Below are 22478 nucleotides of genomic sequence, written 5' to 3' on the forward strand. Positions count from 1 at the left end.
CTTGACGTACTGCAGTATTCAGGCGCTTTATATGGCGCATGCAGGCTTTGGGGAGCTTCCGATGAAACCCTTGGAAAACAGCGTGACCGTCTCGCTGGCGACGACGGCCAATGACGCGCTGGTGCAGGCCTTCGCGCGCCTGTTGCCTCAGTTGTCCGCAAACGCGGCGCCGCTGTCGAAGGCGGATCTGGACGAGATCATCCACGCGCCGGGCAATCACGTATTCATCGCCAGGATGGCGCCCGATCAGCGCATCGTGGGCACCCTCACCCTTGTGCACTTTCGCGTGCCCACCGGCATCCGCGCGTGGATCGAGGACGTGGTGGTGGACGAACAGGCGCGCGGCTTGAAGGTCGGCATGGCGCTGACGCGTGCGGCCATCGCAAAAAGCCGCGAGCTGAAGGCCCGCACCTTGGACCTGACGTCCAGCCCAGGGCGCATGTCCGCGCACCATCTGTACGAGTCGGCCGGCTTTGCGATGCGCGACACGCGCGTCTACCGGTATCAGGGCTGAACGCTCTGGCGCTATTGATAGCGCTCGCGGTACCCGACGGGCGACATGCCGCAGTACTTGTTGAAGATGTCGCGAAACGCCTTGGTGTCGTTGTAGCCGACTTCGTACATCACCTCGGCGACGCTCTTGCGCGACGTTTCCAGACGCTGCTTGGCGGCTTCGACCCTCACACGCTGCACGTATTCGACGATGCTGTTGCCCGTGGCCTGGCGGAACCGCCGCTCCAGCGTCCGGCGGCCAAGCGCGTGCCGGCCGGCCAGTTCCTCGACGGTGATCTTTTCGCGGTAGCGGCCTTCGATGTATTCCTGCACCGCCCGCACAATGTCGTCCGCGTGCGACTTCTGTCCCATGAAGACGGAAAACGGCAGCTGGCTTTGCCGGCTCCAGTCCAGCTGAAAATACTTGGCGCACCAGATGGCGGTGTCGCGATCCGTGTATTTCTCGATCAGGTGCAGCACGAGGTGCGCGGCCGAGAATGCGCCCCCGCTCGTATACACCCCGTTTTCCGCCATGACGACGCGATCGCTGGTCCACTGCACCGTGGGAAAGAGGCTGGCGTAAAGGTTTTGCGCCACCCAATGCACGACCGCCTGCTGTCCGTCCAGGACGCCGCCCGCGGCCAGCAGCGCCGCGCCCATGCACAGGCTGGCTACCTCGCCGCCCTCGCGGTGGTGGCGCGACAGCCATTCGATCAGTTCGCGGTTGGACAGCACCGCGTCCGACACCGATCCCAGCAGCGGCGGCGCGATGCAGATATCGATATCGGTGGCGTCGGCCAGCACCATGTCGGCCTGTACCTTGATGCGTCCATCGTCCAGGCTGACCTCGCGCGTGAGGGCCAGCGTGCGCACATGAAAACGCGGCTCGCGGCCATGCGCGCGCAGATATTCGTTGGCCACCATGAACCCGTGGCGCGCGGTTTCCAGGGACGCAATATTGGCCCCCTTGGGCAGCAGGAATGCGACGTTTTTCATGTTGCCAAGCATACGCCTGCAAGCTGACGCAATCCACCCGCAAGATTGTCGCAATCGCCTATCTGAAACCCGCGCGGATCCCGATACAGTCACTCCTGCCGACCCAGAAATCCGGACGGCGGCCGGGACGGATTGCGGACGCCCGGCCAAACCAGAACAACACGGACGTGAGGAGTGATCGATGGACAAGTACATAGATGGTTTCCTGCTGTGCGTACCCAAGGCAAACCTGGAGACGTACAAGAAGATGGCGACGCACGCCGAAGGCATCTGGCGCGAGCACGGCGCGCTGGATTACCGAGAAGGCGTGGCCGACGATATCGACGGGGAAGGTTTCGCGTCCTTCAGCGCGGCCGCTGGCGCGCGCGAGGGCGAGGTCGTCGTCTTCGCCTGGATCCTGTATCCCAGCAAGGAAGCGCGCAACAGCATCAACGCCAAGGTGATGTCCGACCCGCGCCTGGCGGACATGTGCTGCGAGGGCGTGTTCGACGTCAAGCGCATGTGCTGGGGCGGTTTCGCCACGCTGGTCGGCAACTAGTCAACGCGGCCGTGCGCTTTTGCGCCGCCGTTCAACCACCCTGGAGACCCACCATGGCCACCCAAGCAGCCAAGCCCATTCCCGACGGCATGCACACGCTGACGCCGCACATCATCTGCGAAGGCGCGTCCGACGCCCTCGCCTTCTACAAGAAAGCCTTCAATGCCGAGGAACTGATGCGCCTTCCCGGGCCCAACGGCAAGATCATGCATGCGGCCATCCGCATCGGCGATTCGGTGCTCATGCTGATGGATGATTTTCCGGAATGGGGCAGCCTGGGACCGAAGGCGCTCAAGGGCACCCCTGCCGTGCTGCACCTGTACGTGACCGACGCGGATGCCGCCATCGAGCAGGCGGTGGCAGCAGGCGCGCAGGTCACGATGCCTGCCGCCGACATGTTCTGGGGCGACCGCTACGGCCAGGTGGTGGACCCGTTCGGCCACCGCTGGTCCATCGCCACGCACATCCAGGACCTCACGCCCGACGAAATCCTGCAGAACATGGCGAAGATGGGCCCGATGGACGGCTGCGGCGATCCATCGAAGCAGTGATGGCAACGCAGACGCGGCTCGCGACGGGCCGCGTCCCGCGCCATCAAGGGGCCAGTTGCGGATATGGCCCCAGGAAGTCCAGCTTGCCGATCGGCACGCCTGCCTGGCGCAGGATGCCGTACGCGGTGGTCACGTGGAAATAGAAGTTGGGCAGCGCGAAGGTCAGCAGATATTCATCGCCCTGGAACTCGGGCTTGAAGTCGCCGAAGCTCAACGTGATCCGGCGCCCTTCGGCGCCGTCAATCTGCTCGGGCTTGACGCTGTGCAGATACGCGATCGTGTCCGCCACGCGCTGCTGCAATTGCTCAAGTGTGCTTTCGGTGTCGGCGAATTTCGGGGCTTCGCCTTGCGACAACCGCTGCGCCGCGAACTTCGAGGCATCGCTTGCGCGCTGCACCTGACCCGACAGCGGATACATATCGGGCGCGAGCCGCGCGTTCACGAGATCGGCAGGGTCGATGCCGGCGGCCTGCGCATGCGCGGCGGCCTTTTCGAGCAGCGCGGCCAGCACGTTCAGGCCGCGAATAAAGACAGGCACGGACGCCTGGTACATGGACAAAGGCATGGCGGAGATTTCCGTAAGGGTGTGAGTGTGCAACCGCGATGTTACGCCGCGCCCGCCCCGCAAGCCGCCGGTAGCCGCGACATCACCGTTCCTTGCGCCTGAACAATCCCGCCGGGCCGCAATTGCCCAGCGATCCAGCGCGCTCACTGCGCCCCGGCAATCGCACCCGTGCGCCGCTGCCCCTGAAAGAACCGCCACACCAGCGCCGAGGCATCTGGACCACTGCGCGCGTGATAACGGATGGACGGATCGCCCCCGCTCCAGGCATGTTCCAGCCGCGTGATTTCACACAGGCGCAACACGGTCTTGCGGCCCCGCAGCACGTCCACCCGGCGGTAGGCCTTTTCGGTGCCCAGGCCCAGCACGCGTTCGACCGGCAACGCGTGCGGATCGGCGGTATTTAACGTGCGGAATTGTTCGAAGAGCTGCTTGGCGTTGCGGGGCGCCACGGCGGGATCGAGCTGGCCATGCAGGATCAGCGCCGGCATGCCCAGTTCGAAGACGGCGGGATCCGAGACCGATTCCAGCAGCGGCGCAAGCGGCTTGATGCTGCCGCGCCGCATGGTGCCCAGGCCGTGGCCCGCGTTGTGCGCGTCGCCCACGACCGGTCCCGAATGCATGGCCACGGCGGCGATCAGGCGCGGATGCCGCAGCGCGACCAGCGCCGCCATGCCCGCGCCCGCCGACAGGCCCGCCACATAGATGCGTTCGGGATCGACGCCGTGGCGCGCCACTTCGGATCGGATCAGCGCGGCGATCAGGTCGGCCTCGGCGCCGCCATGGTCGTCGTCGGGCTGAAACCAGCGCCAGCAGCGCTGCACCTGACGCGCCAGCGACTGCTGCGGATACAACACCATGAAGCCGCCGGCATCGGCCCACTGGTTCATGCGCGAGCCGCGCGCGAAGGCGACCGAGGTCTGCCGGCAGCCGTGCAGCATCACGACCAACGGCATTCCCGCGGGCGGGGCGGTGGCGGGGGTGTAGCGCGAAAAAGCCAGCCTGCGGCCTGTCTTGTCAGAGAACTGGCGCACGGCTTCCCAGCGCCCGGTGCCCAGCGGCGCCGTCTCGGCCGCCGCCGCCCTGCCCGCGCCCGCGGCGCCAGCGGGCCGCGCCGTTTTGGCCGCCCGTCCGGTCGTGACGCCGGCAGCCTTCTTGCGGGCTGGAGCCGCGCGCTTGCGGGCGGGTTTTGGGGCCGCCAGGCGCATCGCCGCGCGCTGGAGCCGGGTGATCTTCTTTGCCGCTTTGAAAAACAGACTGCTGAAACTGCGCGCCATTGAGTGGGCCTGTTCGGAAGTTCCTGTTTGCCGCGCCATCCGGAGAAGCCGAGGGCGTCAGCGCCGGACGGCGGTCGCCGCGGCTATGCCGCTCCGCAAGACAGATGCCTGTCGCGTGATGAGAACTTTCCAACCGTGACGCCGAGTGCCGGATTCATGGGTGCTTCCCTTAAGAGTGTCGATCACGGCAGCGCCACGCGCGGCCCACGTGCAAGCCCAAAGTGAAGAACGCGCGCCGCCTCTGCCGGGCAGTTCGTTCGCGCGTTAAATTCGCGCGTCAAATGTATCACAGAGTAACTAACCGCCTTGCCTGTGCCGCTCGTCGTGTTCGCCCCGCTAGCCTGGATCGCCTACTTGAGTGTCAACCTTGCACCAGATCAAATCTTTCCGGTATCGGCCGGCCGAACTGAACCCTTGCGCTTGAGCGCCCGAAGCAAAAGGCCTAAGGTGGGCAGCTTGTCACAAACAGGTCCCCCATGTTTCCCAACGACCGACCCCAGACCCTGGGCGAAGAAATCGCCAACAGCATCAGCCACGGACTTGGCGCGGCGGGTGCGCTGGCTGGCGCACCGCTCCTGATCGCCGCCGCAGTGCGCCAGGGCGATGCGGCCTTCATTGCCGGCGCCGCCGTATTCGCGGCGTCGATGTGCCTGCTGTACCTCGCGTCCACCATCTATCACGCGCTGCCACGCTGCCGCGCCAAGCAGATCTTCAACGTACTGGACCATTCAGCCATCTACCTGCTGATCGCCGGCACCTACACGCCGTTCGCGCTGGGCGCGCTGCGCGGACCGTGGGGCTGGACCCTCTTTGGACTCGTCTGGGGCCTGGCGCTGCTGGGCGTGGGCCTGAAGGCGAGCAAGCGGCTCAACCGGCCCGCGCTGTCCACCGGACTGTACCTGGCAATGGGCTGGATCGTCGTCATCGCGGTCAAACCGCTGCTTGAACTGGTGCCGGCCGGCGGACTGTGGTGGCTCGTGGCGGGCGGGCTCGCGTATACCGGCGGCGTGGTGTTTTTCGTCTTCGACAACCGCTGGCGCTACAGCCACTTCATCTGGCATCTGTTCGTACTGGCAGGCACCGTCTGCCATTTCTTTGCGGTGTTCTGGTACGCCGCGTGACACGGCAACGATATCGGACAAACCTTAGGACACATCACCGCCAGCATCGACTACGAACCCGCGCAAAACGTTTCAGGGCGGCCCCGAGGGGCGGCCCTCCGGGCCCGCAAGCCTTTTCCGTGGTCTGCCGACACAGGAAAACACATCGCGAAACTTGTCCCGTGACGGTCCCGCTCGTCATCATGGTCGGACCTTCAACCGGAACAAGGAGTTTTCATGCAGCGTTCCACTTTTGCATTCCTAACCGCCGCGGTTCTGACGACCGCGCTGTCCGGTGCACCTGCCCTGGCTCAACAGAGCGCGCAAGCGCCCGCACAAACGCAAGCGCAGCCCGGCATGGCCCCTGCCGTGCAAAACCCGACCGAGCAACAATTGCAGAAGTTCGCCTCGGCCTCGCAGAAAATCTCGGGCGTCGTTGACGAATACCGTCCCAAGGTCGACGCCGCCAAAACCGACGACGCCAAACAGCAGGTCGTTCGGGAAGCCGATGCCAAGATGGTCAAGCTTGTCCGCGCGGATGGTTTGACGGTCGAGGAATTCAACGGCATCGGCCAAGCCGTGCAGCGGGATCCCCAACTTCAGGAGCGTTTGATGAAGATGGCCCCTGGCGCGCCGGCTCAACGTTGATCGCGCGCGCACGCTGACGCGGTAGCCACGAAGCGCGCCACGGCTGCCCGATCGCCGTCCTTGAGGTGCCGCAACGGCAAGTCGCCGCCCGACCAGCGTGGATTGGGCGGCGCCCTGCGCATGACGGTCCTCGGCCGCGAACCGCAACGAGGAATTCGGCATCCGCCCCGCGCGAAACCATGAGCGGTTATGCTGGCCGTCGGATCTTCTTTCTGACCCCGCCAGGAACTTCGCAACGTGAATCCGGATCTCATCCTCTACGACTTGGCCGGCGCCGACGCCGCACTACGATTCAGCCCGCATTGCTGGAAAACGCACATGGCGTTGGCGCACAAGGGCTTGAGCGCCAATACCGTTCCCTGGCGCTTCACCGAAAAAGAGGAAATCGCCTTCTCGGGCCAGAAGCTCGTGCCGGTACTGGTGCACGGCGAGCATGTCGTCAGTGACTCCTGGCAGATCGCTTGCTACCTCGAAGACGCGTTTCCCGATCGTCCCTCGCTCTTTGGCGCAGATGCCGCGCGCTCGCTCAGCCTGTTCGTCAATGCCTGGGCCGACACCACGCTGGTGCCGGTGCTTGCGCGCCTGCTGCTGCCCGAGATCCACGGCCTCATCCACGAGAAAGACAAGGATTACTTTCGCGCAACGCGAGAAAAGCGGTTCGGCCGGCTCGAAGACTTGCCAGCCGCTTACGCCCACCGCATCGCTGACCTGCGCGCGGCGCTGCTGCCGCTGCGCCAGACACTGGGCAAGCAGCCATACGTGGCCGGCAGCCAAGCCGGGTACGCGGACTACGTGGTCTTCGGCATGTTCATGTGGGCCCGCTGCACCAGCCCGCTGGAACTGCTGGCCGCTGACGATCCGGTGCATGCCTGGCGAGAACGCCTGCTGGACGCATTCGACGGCCTGGCCCGCCGCGCGCCCGTGGGCGCGACGGTGGAAACCGCCTGAGGGCAGCGCGTCAGGTCTTCAGGCGATAACCCGTCTTGAAGATCCAACGCACGCCGATCAGGCACGCCACCAGGAAGACCAGTGTCATGCCCACGCTGATTTCGATACTGACGTCCGACACCCCGAAGAACGCCCAGCGGAAACCGCTGACCAGGTAGACCACGGGATTGAACAGCGTGACGGTCTGCCAGAACGGCGGCAGCATGTTGATGGAATAGAACGTGCCGCCCAGGAACGTCAGGGGCGTGATGATCATCAGCGGAATGATCTGCAGCTTTTCAAAGCCGTCGGCCCAGATGCCGATGATGAAGCCGAACAGGCTGAACGTCACCGCGGTCAACACCAGGAAGGACAGCATCCAGAACGGGTGCGCCACATCGAACGTCACGAACAGGCGCGCGGTGGCCAGCATGATGAGGCCCAGGATGATGGATTTGCTGGCGGCCGCTCCCACGTAGCCCATCAAGATCTCCACGTAGGAAATCGGCGCCGAATGGATCTCGTAGATCGTGCCGGAGAATCGCGGCATGTAGATGCCGAACGAGGCGTTGGCAACGCTTTGCGTCAGCAGCGACAGCATGATCATGCCGGGCACGATGAACGCGCCGTAGCTCACACCGTCGATTTCGACCATGTGCGATCCGATGGCCGAGCCGAACACGACAAAATAAAGCGAGGTCGAAATCACCGGCGACAGCACGCTTTGCATCAGCGTGCGCCAGGCGCGGGCCATTTCGAAGAGGTAGATGGCGCGTATGGCGTAGAAGTTCATGATTGACCGTGCACCAGGCTGACAAAGATGTCCTCGAGCGAGCTTTCCGAGGTATTCAGGTCCGCAAATTCGATCTGCAGGCGGCTCAGGTCCTGCAGCAGACGCGAGATGTCGCCGCCCCGTTCGTTGTCATAGGTATAGACCAGCTTGTAGCCATCGGCGGACAGTTCGAGCTGGTAGGCGTCCAGCGCCGTGGGGATGCCCGGCAGCGGCGCCTTCAACGTCAGCGCAAGCTGGCGCTTGCCCAGCTTGGCCATGAGCGCGTTCTTTTCCTCGACCAGGATGATCTCGCCCTTGCGGATGACGCCGATGCGGTCCGCCATTTCCTGGGCTTCTTCGATGTAGTGCGTGGTGAGGATGATGGTGACGCCGCTTTCGCGCAGCCGACGCACCATTTCCCACATGCCGCGCCGCAATTCGACGTCGACGCCCGCGGTGGGCTCGTCCAGGAACAGGATGGCCGGTTCGTGCGACAGCGCCTTGGCGATCATGACTCGCCGCTTCATGCCGCCGGACAGCGCCATGATGCGGCTGTCTTTCTTGTCCCACAGCGACAGCTCGCGCAGGACCTTTTCAATATAGGCGGGATCCGCCGGCTTGCCGAACAGCCCGCGGCTGAAGGTGACGGTGTTCCACACGCTTTCAAAGGCGTCAGTGGAGATTTCCTGCGGCACCAATCCGATCTTGGACCGCGCGGCGCGAAAGTCCGTCACGATATCGTGACCGTCGGCCAGCACCTTGCCCTGGGTGGGATTCACGATGCCGCAGATGATGCTGATCAGCGTGGTCTTGCCCGCGCCGTTCGGCCCGAGCAACGCAAAAATCTCGCCGCGCTGGATGTCCAGGTTGACGTTCTTGAGCGCCTGGAATCCGGACGCATATTGCTTGGATAAGCCTTGTACTGAAATGACTGGCTGCACGCGAGCCCCCAACTTGACCATAGCCGGAGGATTTTACCCGCCGCGCAGACCCTGCTTGTTCAGCCAGGCGGAACGGTGTGTTTGATTTTTGGAAACACTGGCCTTAGAAGTCTTCGTCCTCGTCCACCTTTGGCATCAGGTAGGCCGTCAGCGCGCTGGAAAAGCCGGCCATCACCCACAAGACGAAAAACGATACGGTGTAAAAGCCCATGCGGCCCGTGGGAACGTATCCAAAAATGGTCACGTCCAGCGGGTCGATCAGGGCGAAGATCAGCGCGCTTCCCGCTGCGGCGGCCAAAAACGATGGCCACAGGATCCACATCAGCGATCGCAATCCCATGCGTGCACTCCCCCGATCAAGGTTTGGCGGCTGCCGGGCTGGCAGCCGCCGGCGACTGCGTCCCGGCCGCAGCAGGCGCGGTCTGTTCGATGACCAGCCCCCGCTTGACCACGCCCTCCTGGATGGGCTGGCTGGCAAACTGGGTCATCGCAAAGTAGATCGTGATGAAGCAGCCTATCATGGCGGCAAACGGACCCGCCATCAGGATCCACGGCCAGGGCTCGCGGTACCAGGGCTTGACGGGATGCGCCGGGTCGGCGGATTCGAGGGTGATGTGTGCAGCGTTCATGAAATGTCCTTGTAGTGCCCAGGGCGGGTGTCAGCCCTACTCGGGCACGTAGAAACTGGCGGCTTCGTCGGTTTCGACCTGGCGGTTCTCGCCGTCCTGCCCCTTGGCGCGCAGCGTGATGGCATGCGCGCCGGGCGTCGCGCCCGCCGGGGCGCGGATGACCATCGGCACCAGCTTGTTGGCGGCCGGCTCGACCTCGACCACGTCCGATCCCTGCTGGCCGGCCATCACCGCCAGATCGGGCATGCCTTCGGCAGTCAGGCGCAGGCGCATTGGCGCGTCCGAGGTGTTGATGATCTGCAGGCGGTAAACGTTTTCGATCATGCCGCCCGCCACCTCGCGGCCCAGCACGCCGCGGTCTCGGATGACGTCGACGCGTAACGGGTTGCGGACCACCAGCGAGGCCACGAAGGCCACCGCCAGAATCAGGATCAACGTGCCGTAGATCAGCACGCGAGGCCGCAGCAGATGCGACCGCGCGCTCTTGGTGGACAGGCCGTCCAGCATGGCGCGCTCGGACGTGTAGCGGATGAGACCGGGTTCGTACTGCATCTTGTCCATCACCTGCTCACAGGCGTCGATGCACGCGCCGCAGCCGATGCACATGTATTGCAGGCCGTCACGGATGTCGATGCCCGTCGGACAGACCTGCACGCAGAGACTGCAGTCGACACAGTCGCCCAGCCCTTGCGCCTTGTGGTCGACCTTGCGCGAGCGGCCACCACGCGGATCGCCCCGGCGCTTGTCGTACGTGACGACGAACGTGTCCGGATCGACCATCACGCTCTGGAAGCGAGCGTAAGGGCACATGTACTTGCACACCGATTCGCGCATGAAGCCGGCATTGCCCCAGGTGGCAAAGCCGTAGAACAGCATCCAGAACCATTGCCACGGCCCGAGCTGGAGCGCGAACAGTTCGTGGCCGAGTTCGCGGATGGGCGCGAAGTAGCCGATGAATGTGGATCCCGTCCACCACGCCAGCGCGATCCACAGGAAGTGCTTGGTGAATTTCAGGCGGAACTTGCGCCAGGACCAGGGCGATTCGTCCAGGCGGATGCGCGCAATGCGGTCGCCTTCGACCTTGCGCTCGATCCACATGAAGATTTCGGTGTAGACGGTTTGCGGACAGGCGTAGCCGCAGAACAGGCGCCCGGCCACCGCCGTGAAAAGAAACAGCGCCAATGCCGAGATGACGAGCAGCACGGCAAGATAGACGACGTCCTGCGGCCAGAGCACCAGTCCGAACAAATAGAACTTGCGCGCGCCCAGGTCGAACAGCACGGCCTGTCGCCCGTTCCATTGCAGCCAGGGCAAACCGTAGAAGATGATCTGCGTGATGAAGACGAACGCGATGCGCCAGCGGGCAAATATGCCGCTGACGGACCGCGGGTAGATCTTGCTTCGCACCCCCGCCAGCGTCTGTTCCAGGGTTTCCTGGCCAGGACGCGGCGGCCGTGTATGCGGCCGCCAAGGCGGCGGGTCACCGCCAGGCGAACTGCTGACGCTTGCGGTTGACCCATCTTCCATTTGCTGCTCCGTGCTGGTTAGTGCTTAGTGATATGGAAGGCCGCTGCGCGGCCGTCCATTTACGTGCTGCCGGTTCACTGCTTGGCCGCGCCGAACTCGGCGGGCGATGCAGCGGCCTGCTTCTGCGCGTCGGGCTTGTTCGACAGACCCCAGACCCAGGCAGTCAGGATCTTGATCTGCTCGGGGCTCAGGATGTGTTCGTGTGCCGGCATGCGGTTGTCGCGGCCTTCAAGAATGGTCTTGACGATGCTGGCTTCCGAGCTGCCGTAGAGCCAGACGTCGTCGGTCAGGTTCGGCGCGCCGACGAGCTGGTTGCCCTTGCCATCGACACCGTGACAGGCGACGCAGAAGTTGGCGAACTCGCGCTTGCCGCGGAACACGCGGACCGGATCGGCGGTCAGGCCCGACAGCGAACGCACGTACTGCGCGATGTCGCCGGCCATCTTGGGATCGATCGAGTCCTTCCAGGGCGGCATGATGCCGTGGCGGCCTTGCTTGATGGTTTGCATGATGGCTTCGGGCGAGCCGCCGTGCAGCCAGTCGCCGTCGGTCAGGTTGGGGAAGCTGGGCGCGCCCTTGGCGTCGGAACCGTGGCACTGCGCGCAGGTGTTCAGGAAGAGGCGCTGGCCGATTTCGCGGGCGCCCGGATCCTGTGCGATCTGCGGCACGGTCATGGTTTCGAAGCGCGCGTAGATGGGACGCACGGCCTCGGCCATCTTGGCCTGCTGCTGCGCCACTTCCTCGGTGCTGCTGTATCCCAGCTTGCCCTTGTACTCGCCCAGGCCCGGCATCAGGAACAGGTAACCCAGCGCAAAGGCGCAGGCCAGCAGATACATCCACGTCCACCAGGTGGGGACCGGGTTGTTGAGCTCGGTCAGGTCGCCGTCCCAGACGTGGCCGGTGTCCTCGACCTGGCCACTGGCCGGCTTGGCGCTGAGCCAGCGGCGTTGCGTGTACAGCAGCCACACGCACCACACCACCCCGCCCACGGCGACGATCGAGATGAAATACCCCCAGAAGCCATTGACGAAATCGCTCATGACCGATTCGCTCCATCTTGTTGTGCCTGCCCGAATTCATCGGGCAGTGCGAACGGCAGCATGGCCGATTCGCGGTTGGCGCTCTGGCGGCCGCGCGAGCAGGCCCACCAGACGATGCCGAAAAAGGTCGCCATCGAGATGGCGGTGACGATTGCGCTGATATAGCCGACCATGATCAGCCTCCCGAGGCCGCTTGAGCGGCCGGCTGCGCCGAGGACTGCTGGGACTTCTTGGCTTCTTCGGCCTTCTTGGCTTCTTCAGCCTGCTTGGCCAGTTGCGCCTTGCGAACGCCTACGCCCAATCCTTGCAGGTAGGCCACCAGTGCGTCTTCTTCGGTCTTGCCTTCGATGGCCTTCGGCGCGGCGGCGATTTCCTCGTCGGTGTAGGGCACGCCCAGGGCGCGCAGGGCGCGCATGCGCTGGTCGACGTTCTGGCCGGTGATAACCGTCTTTTCAAGCCACGGATAGGCGGGCATGTTGGATTCCGGCACCACCTTGCGCGGATCGCGCAGGTGGATGCGGTGCCAGTCGTCGGAGTAACGCTCGCCCACGCGGGCCAGGTCGGGGCCGGTACGCTTGGAGCCCCACAGGAACGGGTGGTCGAAGACCGATTCAGCCGCCACGGAGTACGACCCGTAGCGCTGGACCTCGGCGGCGAGCACGCGGACCTGCTGCGAGTGGCAGCCCACGCAGCCTTCGCGGATGTAGACGTCGCGGCCCATCAGCCGCAGCGGGCTGTAGGGTTCGACGCCCGCCACGCGCTGGGTGGTGCTGTGCTGGAAGAACAGCGGGATGATCTGGACCAGGCCCGCGAAGGAGACCACCAGGATGCTGGCGATGATCATCCAGCCGATGTTCTTCTCGAGGGTCTGGTGAGAAAAGAAGCCGTGATTCTTGTTGGCCATGATGTCCTCGTCAAACAGTGGCCGGCACGGCGGTCGCGGGGACCGTCGGACGGGCGGCATGGTGATCGTCTTGCGGAATGGCGGGATTGACCGCCGTGGCGCCGCTCACCGTCTTCCATACGTTCCAGGCCATGACGAACACACCGCACAAGAACAGGGTTCCACCCAGCAAACGGATCAGGTAGTACGGAACGCGCGTCTTCAGTTCTTCGACGAAGCTGTAGACCAGGGTGCCGTCCGGCGCCGTGTCGCGCCACATCAGGCCTTGCTGCACGCCGGCGATCCACATGGCGGCGATGTACAGCACCACGCCGATGGTCGCGATCCAGAAGTGCAGTTCGATGGCCTTGACGCTGTACATCTTTTCGCGGCCGTACAGGCGCGGGATCAGGTAGTAGAGCGAGCCGAACGAAATCATGGCGACCCAGCCCAGCGCGCCGGAGTGCACGTGGCCGATGGTCCAGTCCGTGTAGTGCGACAGCGCGTTCACGGTGCGGATCGACATCATCGAGCCTTCGAACGTGGACATGCCGTAGAACGACAGCGCGGTGACCATGAACTTCAGGATCGGATCGGTGCGCAGCTTGTACCAGGCGCCCTGCAGGGTCATGATGCCGTTGATCATGCCGCCCCAGGAAGGCGCCAGCAGGATCAGCGAGAAGGTCATGCCCAGCGACTGGGTCCAGTCGGGCAGCGACGTGTACAGCAGGTGGTGCGGGCCCGCCCACATGTACGTGAAGGCCAGCGCCCAGAAGTGGACGATGGACAGGCGATACGAGTAGATGGGACGGCCGGCCTGCTTGGGCACGAAGTAATACATCATGCCCAGGAAGCTGGTGGTCAGGAAGAAGCCCACCGCGTTATGGCCGTACCACCACTGCACCATGGCGTCCTGCACGCCCGCGTAGGCGGAGTAGGACTTCCACATCGACACCGGCATTTCAATGTTGTTGAAGATGTGCAGGATGGCGATGGTGAGGATGTACGAGCCGAAGAACCAGTTGGCCACGTAGATGTGCTTGGACCGGCGCTTGATGATGGTGCCGAAGAACACGATGGCGTAGGCGACCCAGACCAGCGTGATCAGGATGTCGATGGGCCATTCGAGTTCGGCGTATTCCTTGCTGCTGGTAAAACCCATGGGCAAGGTGATCGCGGCCGCGACGATGACGACCTGCCAGCCCCAGAACGTGAAGGCGGCGAGTTTGTCGCAGAACAGGCGCGCCTGACAGGTGCGCTGCACGACGTAGTAGGACGTCGCGAAAAGAGCGCTGCCGCCGAAGGCGAAGATCACGGCGTTGGTGTGCAGCGGGCGCAGGCGGCCGTAGCTGAGCCATGCGGTGTCGAAATTCAACTGAGGCCAAATTAGCTGCGCGGCAAGAAACACACCGACAGCCATGCCGACAATGCCCCAGACCACGGTCATGATGGCGAACTGCCTCACGACCTTGTAGTTGAAGGTATCGGACTTGCTTGCGATTGCGGGGCAATCGTTCATCACCCATCCCCTAAAGTAACAAGAACTTCCAGGCTTCGATGATGGGACTAGTCACAGGAGTCGGCGTTGATTTGGATCAACCGGGTTGCGACGCCTTGGACATCGCTGCATAACCGCAACGCTCTTAGGGGTATCTGGCCGTGAATAGACCAGGCCGGCGGCGGCGGCGAGGGGCGCGCGACCGTCAGCGGCGGCCGGCGGCGCCGCTGTCGTCGTCGCGCAAGATGGCCGTGCCGGCGTTGTCGGTGTCGTCGTACTGGCCATTGAAAACGGCCCACCACAGCGATACGCCGATGGCGAGCACGAACAGCAGCGAGAGCGGCAGCAGAAGGTAGAGGATGGTCATGATGCCGTCCCCAGCGCGCTGCCGGCTGCTGGGGCGCCCGACCAGTCGCGGCGGCACAGGCGCCACGAGTTGTAGGCCACCGCCAGCGACGACAACAGCATGGTGATGGCAGCCAGCCAGGGCGTGACCCAGCCGACCAGCGCCAGCGGCGTCATCAGCAGGTGCCAGACGAGCGAGCCGTAAAGGTTCTGCCGCGCCTTGCGCCGCGCCTCGGCAAGCAGCGCGTCCAGCGCGGACTCGGGCATGTCGGGATGCGCCGCCAGCGCGCTGTGCGCGGACGCCATCGCGGTGGGCACAGCCATGGACATGGCGCAGGGGCAGCTCATGACCAGCAGCGCCACCATGACGGGAATGCTATGGGCGGGATCGATGTAGGCCCAGCCGGCGGCGGCGGCCAACGCCAGCGCCACCTGCGCCATGACGAACCGGGACGCCACGCGGTCGGCGCGCGCGCCCAATTGCAGGCGCTGGTCTTCGACGCGGGCATGGCGGCGGCCGGCGGCACCCGCGCCGCCGAACGATTGGCGGGCGCACAGTTCGAGGTAGCGCGCGGTGAGCAGGAACGCCACGAACATCGTGACCGAGTCGAAATAGACTTCGCCGCGGCCGGTGTAGGTGGCGTGCACGCTGGGGATGAAGGCGGCAACGATGCCAAGCGCCACCGGCACGTCCATGCCGGCGCGCCCCTGCCGCAGGTTGGCGCCGGCATGGCGCCAGATGGGCCATGCCGAATACAGGACAACGGGCACGGTCAGCGCAAAGCTGGCCCAGTTCATGAGGACGATGGCCCAATCCAGGGTTTCCAGCGCGTCGGCGGGCATGGAGTCGTGGCGCAGATAGCCGGGCCACGCGAACATCATGACCTGCATCATCGCCAGCCACGCGAGCGACAGCCGCACCAGCGCGTGGCGGCGTTGCTGGCGGTCGGCGTCGGGCAGGCTGGCCGGGACGGCGAAAATGGATTTGGCACGCATGATGGCGATGGTAATCATGCCCGCCCCTGACCGCCTTGATCTGAATCAAGGCGGCCGTGGCGATTTGCCACCGCACCGGCCGCCCGCGGTTGGGCGCGGCGCAACTGCGCCGGGTCTTGGCCGCGTTTGACGAACATGGCGCCACGGTGGCGTAACACCTGGCGTTCGGTATGTGGAGAAAGAACATGCGACGCGGGCGCCGCCGGATTTCACGATGTCCACAAAACTGTCGTCTTCCCCTATTTCCAGTCGGCTGTCCGTGCCGTCTGAACTTCGAACAGTATTGCGAAGAGAACGCCACGCTCACCTACAACGACAAGGAGCGCGGCAGCGATCAGCTGACGTTCGGCGGCTACTCCGATCGCATCGTGGTGACCGAGCACTTCGTCGTGAAGGTGTCCGACAAGCTCGACCTCAAGGCCATCGCGCCGCTGCTGTGCGCCGGCATCACCACCTATTCCCCGCTGCGCCACTGGAAGGTGGGGCCGGGCAAGAAGGTCGGCGTCATCGGCTTGGGCGGCCTGGGCCACATGGGCGTGAAGTTTGCGCATGCAATGGGCGCGCATGTGGTGATGATCACGACTTCGGCCGACAAGGCCCGCGATGCCAAGCGCCTGGGCGCGGACGAGGTGCTGGTCTCGCGCGATGCCGACGCCATGGCGGCGCACGCCGGCACGTTCGACTTCCTGCTGGACACGGTTCCCGTCAGCCACGACGTCAATCCCTACATGGCCCTGCTGGCGCTGGACGGCACCATGGCGCTGGTGGGCGCGCTGACGCCGCTGGATCCAATCCCCGGCTCCAACCTCATCATGGGCCGCAAGTCGCTGGCCGGCTCGGCGATCGGCGGCATGCAGGAGACGCAGGAAATGATGGATTTCTGCGCCGAGCACAACATCGTCAGCGACGTGGAGATCGTGCCGATCCAGGCCGTGAACGAGGCCTACGAGCGGTTGGTGAAGAACGATGTGAAGTATCGCTTCGTGATCGACATGGCGTCGCTGAAGGAAACGCGCGCTGCCGCTTAAGCCTGCTTCCCCGAGGGCCTTCTGGGTTCAGTCGGGGAACTTCTCGTCGTGGGCATCACCCAGGCGGCCGAAATACGTGACGTGCCGGCCCGCGATCCACACCGCGTAGCCGACGCAGCCCGCCGCGCAACTCAGACGCTTGAATTCCGGGTACATCACCTCGCCCCGCTGCGCGCCGCGAATCGCGGCTTGCAGCGCATCCCGATCAAAGTCATTGGCAATGGCCACATCTGGCACATTCAGCGGGATGTCCAGCGTCTGGTCATCAGGCAGGTAGTAGGCGGTGCGGCGGGACCGGTAGTCGACCACATAGGATTCGACCCCTGCGCCCGCCAGTTGACGGATGACTTGGCCGAAGTGGATGCGGCCTTGGGCGGATGCCTCCGCGGTTTCACGAATGATGGATTGCGTGGACGCGTTCATGGATGGCTCCTGACGATGAAAAGGAGAAGACCGTTCCGGCGCCTCGGCCTTCGCACCGTCCAGCGTACTGCGGGAATGCAGCCATCGCGAAACAAAAAAAGAGGGTGCCCGCAGGCACCCTTGAATCCACCCTACAACAGCACCTGCGACTACACACCTGCATGCGGCGCCCGGCGTCCCGCAGGATTGGCCGGGCGCTGCCGGCTTACGCAGCCTTCTGCGCCTTGCCGTGTTCGAACTGCGCCTCTTCGGTCGAGCCGGTCAGCGCGGTCGTGGACGACTTGCCCCCCTCGATCGTTTGGGTCACGGCGTCGAAGTAACCGGTGCCCACTTCGCGCTGGTGCTTCACGGCGGTGAAGCCCATTTCGGCGGCGGCAAATTCCTTCTGCTGCAGCTCCACGAAGGCGCTCATCTGGCGGCGGGCGTAGCCGTGGGCCAGCTCGAACATGCCGTAGTTCAGCGCATGGAAACCGGCCAGCGTGATGAACTGGAACTTGTAGCCCATGGCGCCCAGCTCGCGCTGGAACTTGGCGATGGTGCCGTCGTCCAGGTTCTTCTTCCAGTTGAACGACGGCGAGCAGTTGTAGGCCAGCAGCTTGCCCGGGAATTGGCGATGGATGGCGTCCGCGAACTTGCGGGCGTATTCCAGGTTGGGCGTGGACGTTTCGCACCAGATCAGGTCGGCGTACGGCGCGTAGGCCAGGCCGCGGGAAATGGCTTGGTCGATGCCGGCGCGGGTGCGGAAGAAGCCTTCCACCGTGCGCTCGCCGGTGATGAACGGACGATCGTTTTCATCGACGTCGCTGGTGACCAGGTCGGCGGCGTCGGCATCGGTGCGGGCCAGCAGCAACGTCGGCGTGCCCATCGTGTCGGCGGCCAGGCGGGCCGACACCAGCTTGGACACCGCCTCGCGGGTGGGCACCAGCACCTTGCCGCCCATGTGGCCGCACTTCTTCACGGAAGCGAGCTGGTCTTCGAAGTGGACGCCCGACGCGCCCGCCTCGATCATGGCCTTCATCAGTTCATAGGCGTTGAGCACGCCGCCGAAACCGGCTTCGGCGTCCGCCACGATGGGCGCAAAGAAGTCGATGTAGCCTTCATCGCCGGGGTTCTTGCCTTCCATCCACTGGATCTGGTCGCAGCGCGTTAACGAATTGTTGATGCGGCGAACCACCTGCGGCACGGAGTTGGCGGGATAGAGCGACTGGTCGGGATACATTTCGCCGGCCAGGTTGGCGTCGCCGGCGACCTGCCAGCCCGACAGATAGATGGCCTTCAGGCCGGCCTTGACCTGCTGCATGGCCTGGTTGCCAGTCAGGGCGCCCAGCGAATTGACGAACGGCTCGCTGTGCAGGAGTTCCCAGAGGCGCGTGGCGCCGCGGCGGGCAAGCGTGTGTTCGACGCTGATCGAGCCGCGCAGGCGGATGACGTCTTCGGCGCTGTAGTCGCGCTTGATGCCCTGCCACCGGCTGTTCTCGGCCCAATCTTTCTGCAGGTTGCGGATTTCGGTTTCGCGATTGCTCATGGTGATGCTCCTGGTCAGTAGTGAGAGAACTTCAAAGGATTCGCGTCGTGCAGTGCGTGAATCGTTGGAGAAAGTCTATGCCTGTGCTGCGGAGCAATGTGAAGACAGGTCTTATACAAGACGAAAAATGTTAGTCATTTAAATCAATGAGTTATGAACACGATTTTGTATAATGAAATGCGATTGTCGTTTATGAAATGCTGCCCCGCTGCTGCGCAACACGGGCTTTCACATGCCGAGAGTTACATTTCACGTTGTGGAAAATCGGGCCCCTTTCAACGCCTACAATGCCGTCATCCCGTTTTTGAAATCCTGCTATGACCCTGTCTCACGGCCCTCTCGGGCAGAGCGTGGCCTACGCCTCGCAATACGATCCCTCGCTGCTGTTTCCCATTGCGCGCTCGCACAACCGCGCGGCGCTCAATCTGAATGACGGCAACCTGCCCTTTACCGGCGTGGACCTGTGGAACGCCTACGAGCTGTCGTGGCTGGACGCCAAGGGCAAGCCGCGGGTGGCGATGGCGACGTTCTCGGTGCCGGCCGACAGCCCCAACATCATCGAATCCAAGTCGTTCAAGCTGTACCTGAACTCGTTCAACCAGACCCGCCTGGTCAATTCGGCGGCCCTGCGCGGCCGGCTGGAACGCGACCTGAGCGCCGCCGCGGGCGCGCCGGTGGGCCTGGACTTCTTCTTGCCGCAGCGCTTTTCCGAGCTGCAGATGGGCGAGCTGGACGGCATCTACATCGACAAGCTGGATATCGAGATCGACACCTATGAGCCCGCCCCCGAGCTGCTGCGCACCCGGCCGGGCGACGTGGTCGAGGAAACGCTGGCGTCGCGCCTCTTGAAGTCGAACTGCCCCGTGACCGGCCAACCCGATTGGGCCACCGTGCAGATCCGCTACCGCGGCAAGCCGATCGATCGCGAATCGCTGCTGCGGTATGTAGTGTCGTTTCGCCAGCACGCCGAATTCCACGAGCACTGCGTCGAGCGCATCTTCAGCGACATCATGCAGGCGTGCGGCCCGGAGCATTTGACGGTGTATGCGCGCTATACACGCCGCGGCGGATTGGACATCAATCCCTGGCGCAGCAACTTCGAGGCGGCGCCGCCCGCCGATAGGCGAACCGTCCGCCAGTAACGCGCCTGCCACGAAAAGCGGCCGCCCCAGGGCGGCCGTTTTGCTTTTGCTGTTCAGCAATTACCGATCTGCGTTCACTTCACGAACGGCTCAGGCCGCGGCGTGTCGTCTTCGGACGGCGGCAGCACCGGGTACTGGATGACTGGCTGGTCGCCCGTCAGCGTCTTCAGGAACGCCACGATCTGGCCGTTTTCATCGGGCGTGAACGTGCGGCCCAGTTGCAGGCGGCCCATGACGTCGACGGCCTGCGTCAGCGTTGCCGCTTCGCCGTCATGAAAGTACGGGTAGGTCAGCGCGACGTTGCGCAGCGTCGGCACCTTGAAATTGAAGCGGTCCGCGTCCTTGCCCGTGACCGCGGCCCGGCCTTCGGCCTTGTTCTCGGTGATGTAGGGGGTGACCAGCCCCATCTTCTGGAACGAGTTGCCGCCCACTGCCACGCCGTTGTGGCAAGCGACGCAGCCGCTGTTCTTGAAAAGGTCGTACCCGGCCAGTTCCCGGACGGTCAACGCTTTCTTGTCGCCCTTGAGCCACTGGTCGAAACGCGAATTCGGCGTGACCAGGGTTTCTTCAAACGCGGCCAGCGCGCTGGTCACCTCGCCGATGGTGATCGTGTCCTTGCCGAAGACCTGCTTGAATTCGGCGCGGTAGCCCGGAATGGAATTGAGCACCTGCACCGCCAGCTCGTGGGTCGACGCCATTTCCATGGGGTTCTCGATCGGGCCGCCCGCCTGCTCGCGCAGGTCCTTGGCGCGGCCATCCCAGAACTGGGCGATGTTCAGGCTGGAATTGAGCACGGTCGGCGAATTGATGCCACCCTGCTGCCATTTGTGGCCGATGGAGGCCTTCAGGTTGTCGGACCCGCCCATGGCGAGGTTGTGGCAGGAATTACAGGAGATCGCGCCGGAGCGGGACAGACGCGGATCGAAGAAGAGCTTCTTGCCCAGTTCGACCTTGGCGGGTTCCTTGACGACGGCGGGCTCGATCGGCTGGATGGGTTCCTGCGACGCGCTCCACGCCTGATTTGCCCACAGTCCCAGTACGAGTCCCACGGCCAGCAGCGTACTTGTCTTTCTCATTTGCTTCTCCTGTGAATAACCAGTTCAACCACATGGTTATTACATCGGGGAAGCCATGCCCTGGCCTTGCGAGGCATCAAGCGGCGCCGGCCGGGGCGCACGCGGCGATGCCGTGCTTGACGGCGCGCAAGGCAGCGCCGGCGCCGTGCGGGGCGATCAAAGGGGTTGGGGCGCCCTGCGGTTACGGCGCCCGAGGTCTCACCGCATTACGGCCGCGCTGCTGCCGCCGCTGCGGGCGGTTCGGCGCGGCGCGCCTGCACCGCGATCCACTGCGCCAGGAAAGCGGCCACGGCGAACGCCACGCCCGCGCCCACCCACGGACCTTGCCGCAGGCCGGCGTCCAGGAGCAGGCCGAAGGCGAGCGGCCCCAGCGCCGAGCCCACGTCCATGCCCGAATACACCAGGCCGTAGACCGAGCCCGTCGAGCCCTTGGGCGTCACGCGGCGGATCAGCATGTCGCGCGACGGTGCCGCCACGCCCGAGCAGAAACCCGCCAGGCCCACGACAGGCGCGGCCAGCACGGCGGGCACCAGCCCCAGCGCCAGCACGACCAGCGTCAGGCCGGCCAGGATCAGCGCCACCATGACGGTGCGCTCGGTGCGCGGGTTGGCCGACACCAGGAAGCCGCCGGCCGCCATGCCCACCGCCGAGGCGACCATGTAGCCCGACAGCGCGGAACTGGCCGTGACCTTGGACAGGTCATAAAGCTGGCCCAGCAAGGGAATGGTGTAGTTCTGCACCGACGAAAGCGCGATGGAAGTGCAGGCAAAGAAGAGGAAAGCGCCCCACAGTGCGGGCTTGGACAAGAGCGCGGACAGCGTGGCCAGAACGCCCTCTTGCGGTTTGGCGGAGGGCTTGGGCGCGTTGGCGGCATCCTTGGCGTCGCCGCCGGCCTCGATGGGCGACGGGCCACCCAGCAGGTCGCGTCCCAGCACCGTCAGCAGCAGCACCAGCGCCACGAGGCCGGCGGCGCTATAGGCTGCCACGCGCCAGTTGGCCAGCAGCGTGATGGTGGTGATGAACACGGGCGTGAGCGCCCATCCCAGGTTGCCGGTCAGGCCGTGCGTCGAGAACGCATGGCCGAGCCGCGGGGCGGTGACGCGGTGGTTGATGAGGGAGTAATCGGCCGGATGAAACACCGAATTGCCGATGCCGCCGACGACGGCGGCGGCCATCAGCATGACGTAGCCGGTGGCCGATCCGATGAGGACGCCCGACAGCACGAAGCAGCCCAGCCCGAACCAGAGCACGGGGCGCGCGCCGATGCGGTCCACCACGAAACCGGAGGACGCCTGGCCGATGCCGGACACCACGTAAAACGTCGATACCAGCAGGCCCAGCCGCGCGAAGTCCAGCCCGAACTGAAGGCCCAGCGCGCCGTACAGCGACGGCAGCACAAGCTGGAAGAAGTGGGACGACGCGTGCGCCACGCCGATGAGCAGGATGATTTTCCAGTCGCGCCGGCGTACGTCGGCGTCCGAGAGCAAGGGGGTGGCGGCGGTAGCGGTGTTCATTGCACAAGGCCGCGAAGGCGGCAGGATGCGTTCCGCCCGAGGCGGTTC

Annotated in this window: 26 protein-coding genes; 8 read left to right on the plus strand and 18 right to left on the minus strand. The window is 64.6% G+C overall.

Going from position 1 to position 22478, the window contains the following annotated elements:
• The first annotated feature begins 61 nt into the window (after nt 1-61).
• Nucleotides 62-514: a GNAT family N-acetyltransferase gene (locus tag V6V88_RS17630; protein WP_142054498.1), complete on the plus strand. Its 453-nt coding sequence runs from the start codon at nt 62-64 to the stop codon at nt 512-514.
• Between the two features lie 11 nt (nt 515-525).
• Here V6V88_RS17630 and V6V88_RS17635 read toward each other — a convergent pair whose 3' ends face one another.
• Entirely contained in the window at nt 526-1500 is a 975-nt protein-coding gene (locus tag V6V88_RS17635) for a helix-turn-helix domain-containing protein (RefSeq protein ID WP_056323970.1), read from the minus strand.
• A 169-nt stretch (nt 1501-1669) separates the two neighbouring features.
• On the opposite strand from V6V88_RS17635, the gene V6V88_RS17640 reads away from it, so the two are divergent.
• On the plus strand, nt 1670-2026 hold the full coding sequence (locus V6V88_RS17640; protein WP_056323968.1) for a DUF1428 family protein: 357 nt from the start codon (nt 1670-1672) through the stop codon (nt 2024-2026).
• 53 nt (nt 2027-2079) lie between these two features.
• The gene (locus tag V6V88_RS17645; RefSeq protein WP_056323966.1) at nt 2080-2577 is read left to right on the plus strand and encodes a VOC family protein; all 498 of its coding nucleotides are present in this window, start codon (nt 2080-2082) and stop codon (nt 2575-2577) included.
• A 43-nt stretch (nt 2578-2620) separates the two neighbouring features.
• Here the strand turns inward: V6V88_RS17645 and V6V88_RS17650 are convergent, their stop codons facing one another.
• Both V6V88_RS17650 and V6V88_RS17655 read right to left on the minus strand, forming a co-directional pair.
• Nucleotides 2621-3142 (minus strand): DUF1993 domain-containing protein, encoded by a 522-nt coding sequence (locus V6V88_RS17650; RefSeq protein WP_223576151.1) that lies wholly within the window; start codon nt 3140-3142, stop codon nt 2621-2623.
• Nucleotides 3143-3285: 143 nt separating this feature from the next.
• Nucleotides 3286-4416: a PHB depolymerase family esterase gene (locus V6V88_RS17655; RefSeq protein ID WP_338615836.1), complete on the minus strand. Its 1131-nt coding sequence runs from the start codon at nt 4414-4416 to the stop codon at nt 3286-3288.
• Nucleotides 4417-4892: 476 nt separating this feature from the next.
• Here V6V88_RS17655 and V6V88_RS17660 point away from each other — a divergent pair, with 476 nt between their 5' ends.
• The 3 genes from V6V88_RS17660 to V6V88_RS17670 all read left to right on the plus strand — a co-directional run bounded on the left by V6V88_RS17660 (nt 4893) and on the right by V6V88_RS17670 (nt 7112).
• A complete protein-coding gene (locus V6V88_RS17660; protein WP_152384900.1) occupies nt 4893-5537 on the plus strand; it encodes a hemolysin III family protein in 645 nt (214 codons plus the stop codon).
• A 216-nt stretch (nt 5538-5753) separates the two neighbouring features.
• On the plus strand, nt 5754-6164 hold the full coding sequence (locus V6V88_RS17665) for a DUF4168 domain-containing protein (protein WP_280003484.1): 411 nt from the start codon (nt 5754-5756) through the stop codon (nt 6162-6164).
• 237 nt (nt 6165-6401) lie between these two features.
• Nucleotides 6402-7112, plus strand: a complete 711-nt coding sequence (locus V6V88_RS17670) for a glutathione S-transferase family protein (protein ID WP_338615837.1) — start codon at nt 6402-6404, stop codon at nt 7110-7112.
• Nucleotides 7113-7122: 10 nt separating this feature from the next.
• Here V6V88_RS17670 and V6V88_RS17675 read toward each other — a convergent pair whose 3' ends face one another.
• The 11 genes from V6V88_RS17675 to V6V88_RS17725 all read right to left on the minus strand — a co-directional run bounded on the left by V6V88_RS17675 (nt 7123) and on the right by V6V88_RS17725 (nt 15722).
• Complete coding sequence (locus V6V88_RS17675; protein WP_056323950.1) at nt 7123-7884, minus strand: ABC transporter permease; 762 nt, start codon at nt 7882-7884, stop codon at nt 7123-7125.
• Nucleotides 7881-8804, minus strand: a complete 924-nt coding sequence (locus V6V88_RS17680) for an ABC transporter ATP-binding protein (RefSeq protein WP_056324626.1) — start codon at nt 8802-8804, stop codon at nt 7881-7883. Before V6V88_RS17680 ends, V6V88_RS17675 begins: the two co-directional genes overlap by 4 nt.
• 103 nt (nt 8805-8907) lie before the next feature.
• Nucleotides 8908-9144, minus strand: a complete 237-nt coding sequence (locus tag V6V88_RS17685; RefSeq protein WP_223576155.1) for a hypothetical protein — start codon at nt 9142-9144, stop codon at nt 8908-8910.
• A gap of 16 nt (nt 9145-9160) precedes the next feature.
• Nucleotides 9161-9433 (minus strand): FixH family protein, encoded by a 273-nt coding sequence (locus tag V6V88_RS17690; RefSeq protein WP_062839085.1) that lies wholly within the window; start codon nt 9431-9433, stop codon nt 9161-9163.
• A gap of 36 nt (nt 9434-9469) precedes the next feature.
• Entirely contained in the window at nt 9470-10960 is a 1491-nt protein-coding gene (gene ccoG, locus V6V88_RS17695) for a cytochrome c oxidase accessory protein CcoG (protein WP_056323943.1), read from the minus strand.
• 74 nt (nt 10961-11034) lie between these two features.
• Complete coding sequence (gene ccoP / locus V6V88_RS17700) at nt 11035-12000, minus strand: cytochrome-c oxidase, cbb3-type subunit III (RefSeq protein ID WP_338615838.1); 966 nt, start codon at nt 11998-12000, stop codon at nt 11035-11037.
• Nucleotides 11997-12173 (minus strand): cytochrome oxidase, encoded by a 177-nt coding sequence (locus V6V88_RS17705; RefSeq protein ID WP_056323938.1) that lies wholly within the window; start codon nt 12171-12173, stop codon nt 11997-11999. Before V6V88_RS17705 ends, ccoP begins: the two co-directional genes overlap by 4 nt.
• A 2-nt stretch (nt 12174-12175) precedes the next feature.
• A complete protein-coding gene (gene ccoO, locus V6V88_RS17710) occupies nt 12176-12904 on the minus strand; it encodes a cytochrome-c oxidase, cbb3-type subunit II (protein WP_338615839.1) in 729 nt (242 codons plus the stop codon).
• Nucleotides 12905-12914: 10 nt separating this feature from the next.
• Nucleotides 12915-14402 (minus strand): cytochrome-c oxidase, cbb3-type subunit I, encoded by a 1488-nt coding sequence (ccoN, locus tag V6V88_RS17715; protein ID WP_062839087.1) that lies wholly within the window; start codon nt 14400-14402, stop codon nt 12915-12917.
• Nucleotides 14403-14586: 184 nt separating this feature from the next.
• Nucleotides 14587-14748, minus strand: coding sequence for a cbb3-type cytochrome oxidase assembly protein CcoS (ccoS, locus tag V6V88_RS17720; RefSeq protein WP_062839088.1), 162 nt, complete (start codon nt 14746-14748; stop codon nt 14587-14589).
• Nucleotides 14745-15722 carry a hypothetical protein gene (locus tag V6V88_RS17725; RefSeq protein WP_338619643.1) on the minus strand — a complete coding sequence of 326 codons (978 nt, stop codon included), beginning with the start codon at nt 15720-15722 and terminating at the stop codon, nt 14745-14747. The genes ccoS and V6V88_RS17725 overlap by 4 nt, the downstream gene beginning before the upstream one ends.
• Before the next feature lie 185 nt (nt 15723-15907).
• On the opposite strand from V6V88_RS17725, the gene V6V88_RS17730 reads away from it, so the two are divergent.
• The gene (locus tag V6V88_RS17730; RefSeq protein ID WP_338615840.1) at nt 15908-16750 is read left to right on the plus strand and encodes an NAD(P)-dependent alcohol dehydrogenase; all 843 of its coding nucleotides are present in this window, start codon (nt 15908-15910) and stop codon (nt 16748-16750) included.
• A 27-nt stretch (nt 16751-16777) separates the two neighbouring features.
• Here V6V88_RS17730 and V6V88_RS17735 read toward each other — a convergent pair whose 3' ends face one another.
• Together V6V88_RS17735 and aceA are read right to left on the minus strand one after the other, a co-directional pair.
• Complete coding sequence (locus V6V88_RS17735) at nt 16778-17173, minus strand: DUF1398 family protein (RefSeq protein ID WP_223576160.1); 396 nt, start codon at nt 17171-17173, stop codon at nt 16778-16780.
• A gap of 205 nt (nt 17174-17378) precedes the next feature.
• Nucleotides 17379-18698, minus strand: coding sequence for an isocitrate lyase (aceA, locus tag V6V88_RS17740; RefSeq protein ID WP_056323915.1), 1320 nt, complete (start codon nt 18696-18698; stop codon nt 17379-17381).
• 317 nt (nt 18699-19015) lie between these two features.
• Here aceA and queF point away from each other — a divergent pair, with 317 nt between their 5' ends.
• A complete protein-coding gene (gene queF, locus V6V88_RS17745; protein ID WP_217618962.1) occupies nt 19016-19840 on the plus strand; it encodes an NADPH-dependent 7-cyano-7-deazaguanine reductase QueF in 825 nt (274 codons plus the stop codon).
• A gap of 74 nt (nt 19841-19914) precedes the next feature.
• On the opposite strand, the gene V6V88_RS17750 is transcribed toward queF, so the two are convergent.
• Together V6V88_RS17750 and V6V88_RS17755 are read right to left on the minus strand one after the other, a co-directional pair.
• Nucleotides 19915-20916: a cytochrome-c peroxidase gene (locus V6V88_RS17750; protein WP_280003494.1), complete on the minus strand. Its 1002-nt coding sequence runs from the start codon at nt 20914-20916 to the stop codon at nt 19915-19917.
• A 206-nt stretch (nt 20917-21122) separates the two neighbouring features.
• A complete protein-coding gene (locus tag V6V88_RS17755; protein ID WP_223576163.1) occupies nt 21123-22430 on the minus strand; it encodes an MFS transporter in 1308 nt (435 codons plus the stop codon).
• Nucleotides 22431-22478: the final 48 nt, after the last annotated feature.

The sequence above is a fragment of the Achromobacter sp. E1 genome (genome assembly GCF_037039475.1).
Lineage (GTDB): Bacteria > Pseudomonadota > Gammaproteobacteria > Burkholderiales > Burkholderiaceae_B > Achromobacter > Achromobacter mucicolens.

What these genes read in the sequence shown, in the direction of transcription:
- V6V88_RS17645 (WP_056323966.1), top strand. Translation starts at nt 2,080, where the DNA reads ATGGCCACCCAAGCAGCCAAGCCCATTCCCGACGGCATGCACACGCTG.
- ccoP (WP_338615838.1), bottom strand. Translation starts at nt 12,000, where the DNA reads ATGAGCGATTTCGTCAATGGCTTCTGGGGGTATTTCATCTCGATCGTC.
- V6V88_RS17755 (WP_223576163.1), bottom strand. Translation starts at nt 22,430, where the DNA reads ATGAACACCGCTACCGCCGCCACCCCCTTGCTCTCGGACGCCGACGTA.
- ccoG (WP_056323943.1), bottom strand. Translation starts at nt 10,960, where the DNA reads ATGGAAGATGGGTCAACCGCAAGCGTCAGCAGTTCGCCTGGCGGTGAC.
- ccoS (WP_062839088.1), bottom strand. Translation starts at nt 14,748, where the DNA reads ATGACCATCCTCTACCTTCTGCTGCCGCTCTCGCTGCTGTTCGTGCTC.
- V6V88_RS17635 (WP_056323970.1), bottom strand. Translation starts at nt 1,500, where the DNA reads ATGCTTGGCAACATGAAAAACGTCGCATTCCTGCTGCCCAAGGGGGCC.
- V6V88_RS17650 (WP_223576151.1), bottom strand. Translation starts at nt 3,142, where the DNA reads ATGCCTTTGTCCATGTACCAGGCGTCCGTGCCTGTCTTTATTCGCGGC.
- ccoO (WP_338615839.1), bottom strand. Translation starts at nt 12,904, where the DNA reads ATGGCCAACAAGAATCACGGCTTCTTTTCTCACCAGACCCTCGAGAAG.
- V6V88_RS17655 (WP_338615836.1), bottom strand. Translation starts at nt 4,416, where the DNA reads ATGGCGCGCAGTTTCAGCAGTCTGTTTTTCAAAGCGGCAAAGAAGATC.
- V6V88_RS17640 (WP_056323968.1), top strand. Translation starts at nt 1,670, where the DNA reads ATGGACAAGTACATAGATGGTTTCCTGCTGTGCGTACCCAAGGCAAAC.
- queF (WP_217618962.1), top strand. Translation starts at nt 19,016, where the DNA reads ATGACCCTGTCTCACGGCCCTCTCGGGCAGAGCGTGGCCTACGCCTCG.
- V6V88_RS17630 (WP_142054498.1), top strand. Translation starts at nt 62, where the DNA reads ATGAAACCCTTGGAAAACAGCGTGACCGTCTCGCTGGCGACGACGGCC.
- V6V88_RS17730 (WP_338615840.1), top strand. Translation starts at nt 15,908, where the DNA reads ATGCGACGCGGGCGCCGCCGGATTTCACGATGTCCACAAAACTGTCGT.
- V6V88_RS17690 (WP_062839085.1), bottom strand. Translation starts at nt 9,433, where the DNA reads ATGAACGCTGCACACATCACCCTCGAATCCGCCGACCCGGCGCATCCC.
- V6V88_RS17750 (WP_280003494.1), bottom strand. Translation starts at nt 20,916, where the DNA reads ATGAGAAAGACAAGTACGCTGCTGGCCGTGGGACTCGTACTGGGACTG.
- V6V88_RS17705 (WP_056323938.1), bottom strand. Translation starts at nt 12,173, where the DNA reads ATGGTCGGCTATATCAGCGCAATCGTCACCGCCATCTCGATGGCGACC.
- V6V88_RS17665 (WP_280003484.1), top strand. Translation starts at nt 5,754, where the DNA reads ATGCAGCGTTCCACTTTTGCATTCCTAACCGCCGCGGTTCTGACGACC.
- V6V88_RS17725 (WP_338619643.1), bottom strand. Translation starts at nt 15,722, where the DNA reads ATGCGTGCCAAATCCATTTTCGCCGTCCCGGCCAGCCTGCCCGACGCC.
- V6V88_RS17685 (WP_223576155.1), bottom strand. Translation starts at nt 9,144, where the DNA reads ATGGGATTGCGATCGCTGATGTGGATCCTGTGGCCATCGTTTTTGGCC.
- V6V88_RS17660 (WP_152384900.1), top strand. Translation starts at nt 4,893, where the DNA reads ATGTTTCCCAACGACCGACCCCAGACCCTGGGCGAAGAAATCGCCAAC.
- V6V88_RS17675 (WP_056323950.1), bottom strand. Translation starts at nt 7,884, where the DNA reads ATGAACTTCTACGCCATACGCGCCATCTACCTCTTCGAAATGGCCCGC.
- ccoN (WP_062839087.1), bottom strand. Translation starts at nt 14,402, where the DNA reads ATGAACGATTGCCCCGCAATCGCAAGCAAGTCCGATACCTTCAACTAC.
- aceA (WP_056323915.1), bottom strand. Translation starts at nt 18,698, where the DNA reads ATGAGCAATCGCGAAACCGAAATCCGCAACCTGCAGAAAGATTGGGCC.
- V6V88_RS17735 (WP_223576160.1), bottom strand. Translation starts at nt 17,173, where the DNA reads ATGAACGCGTCCACGCAATCCATCATTCGTGAAACCGCGGAGGCATCC.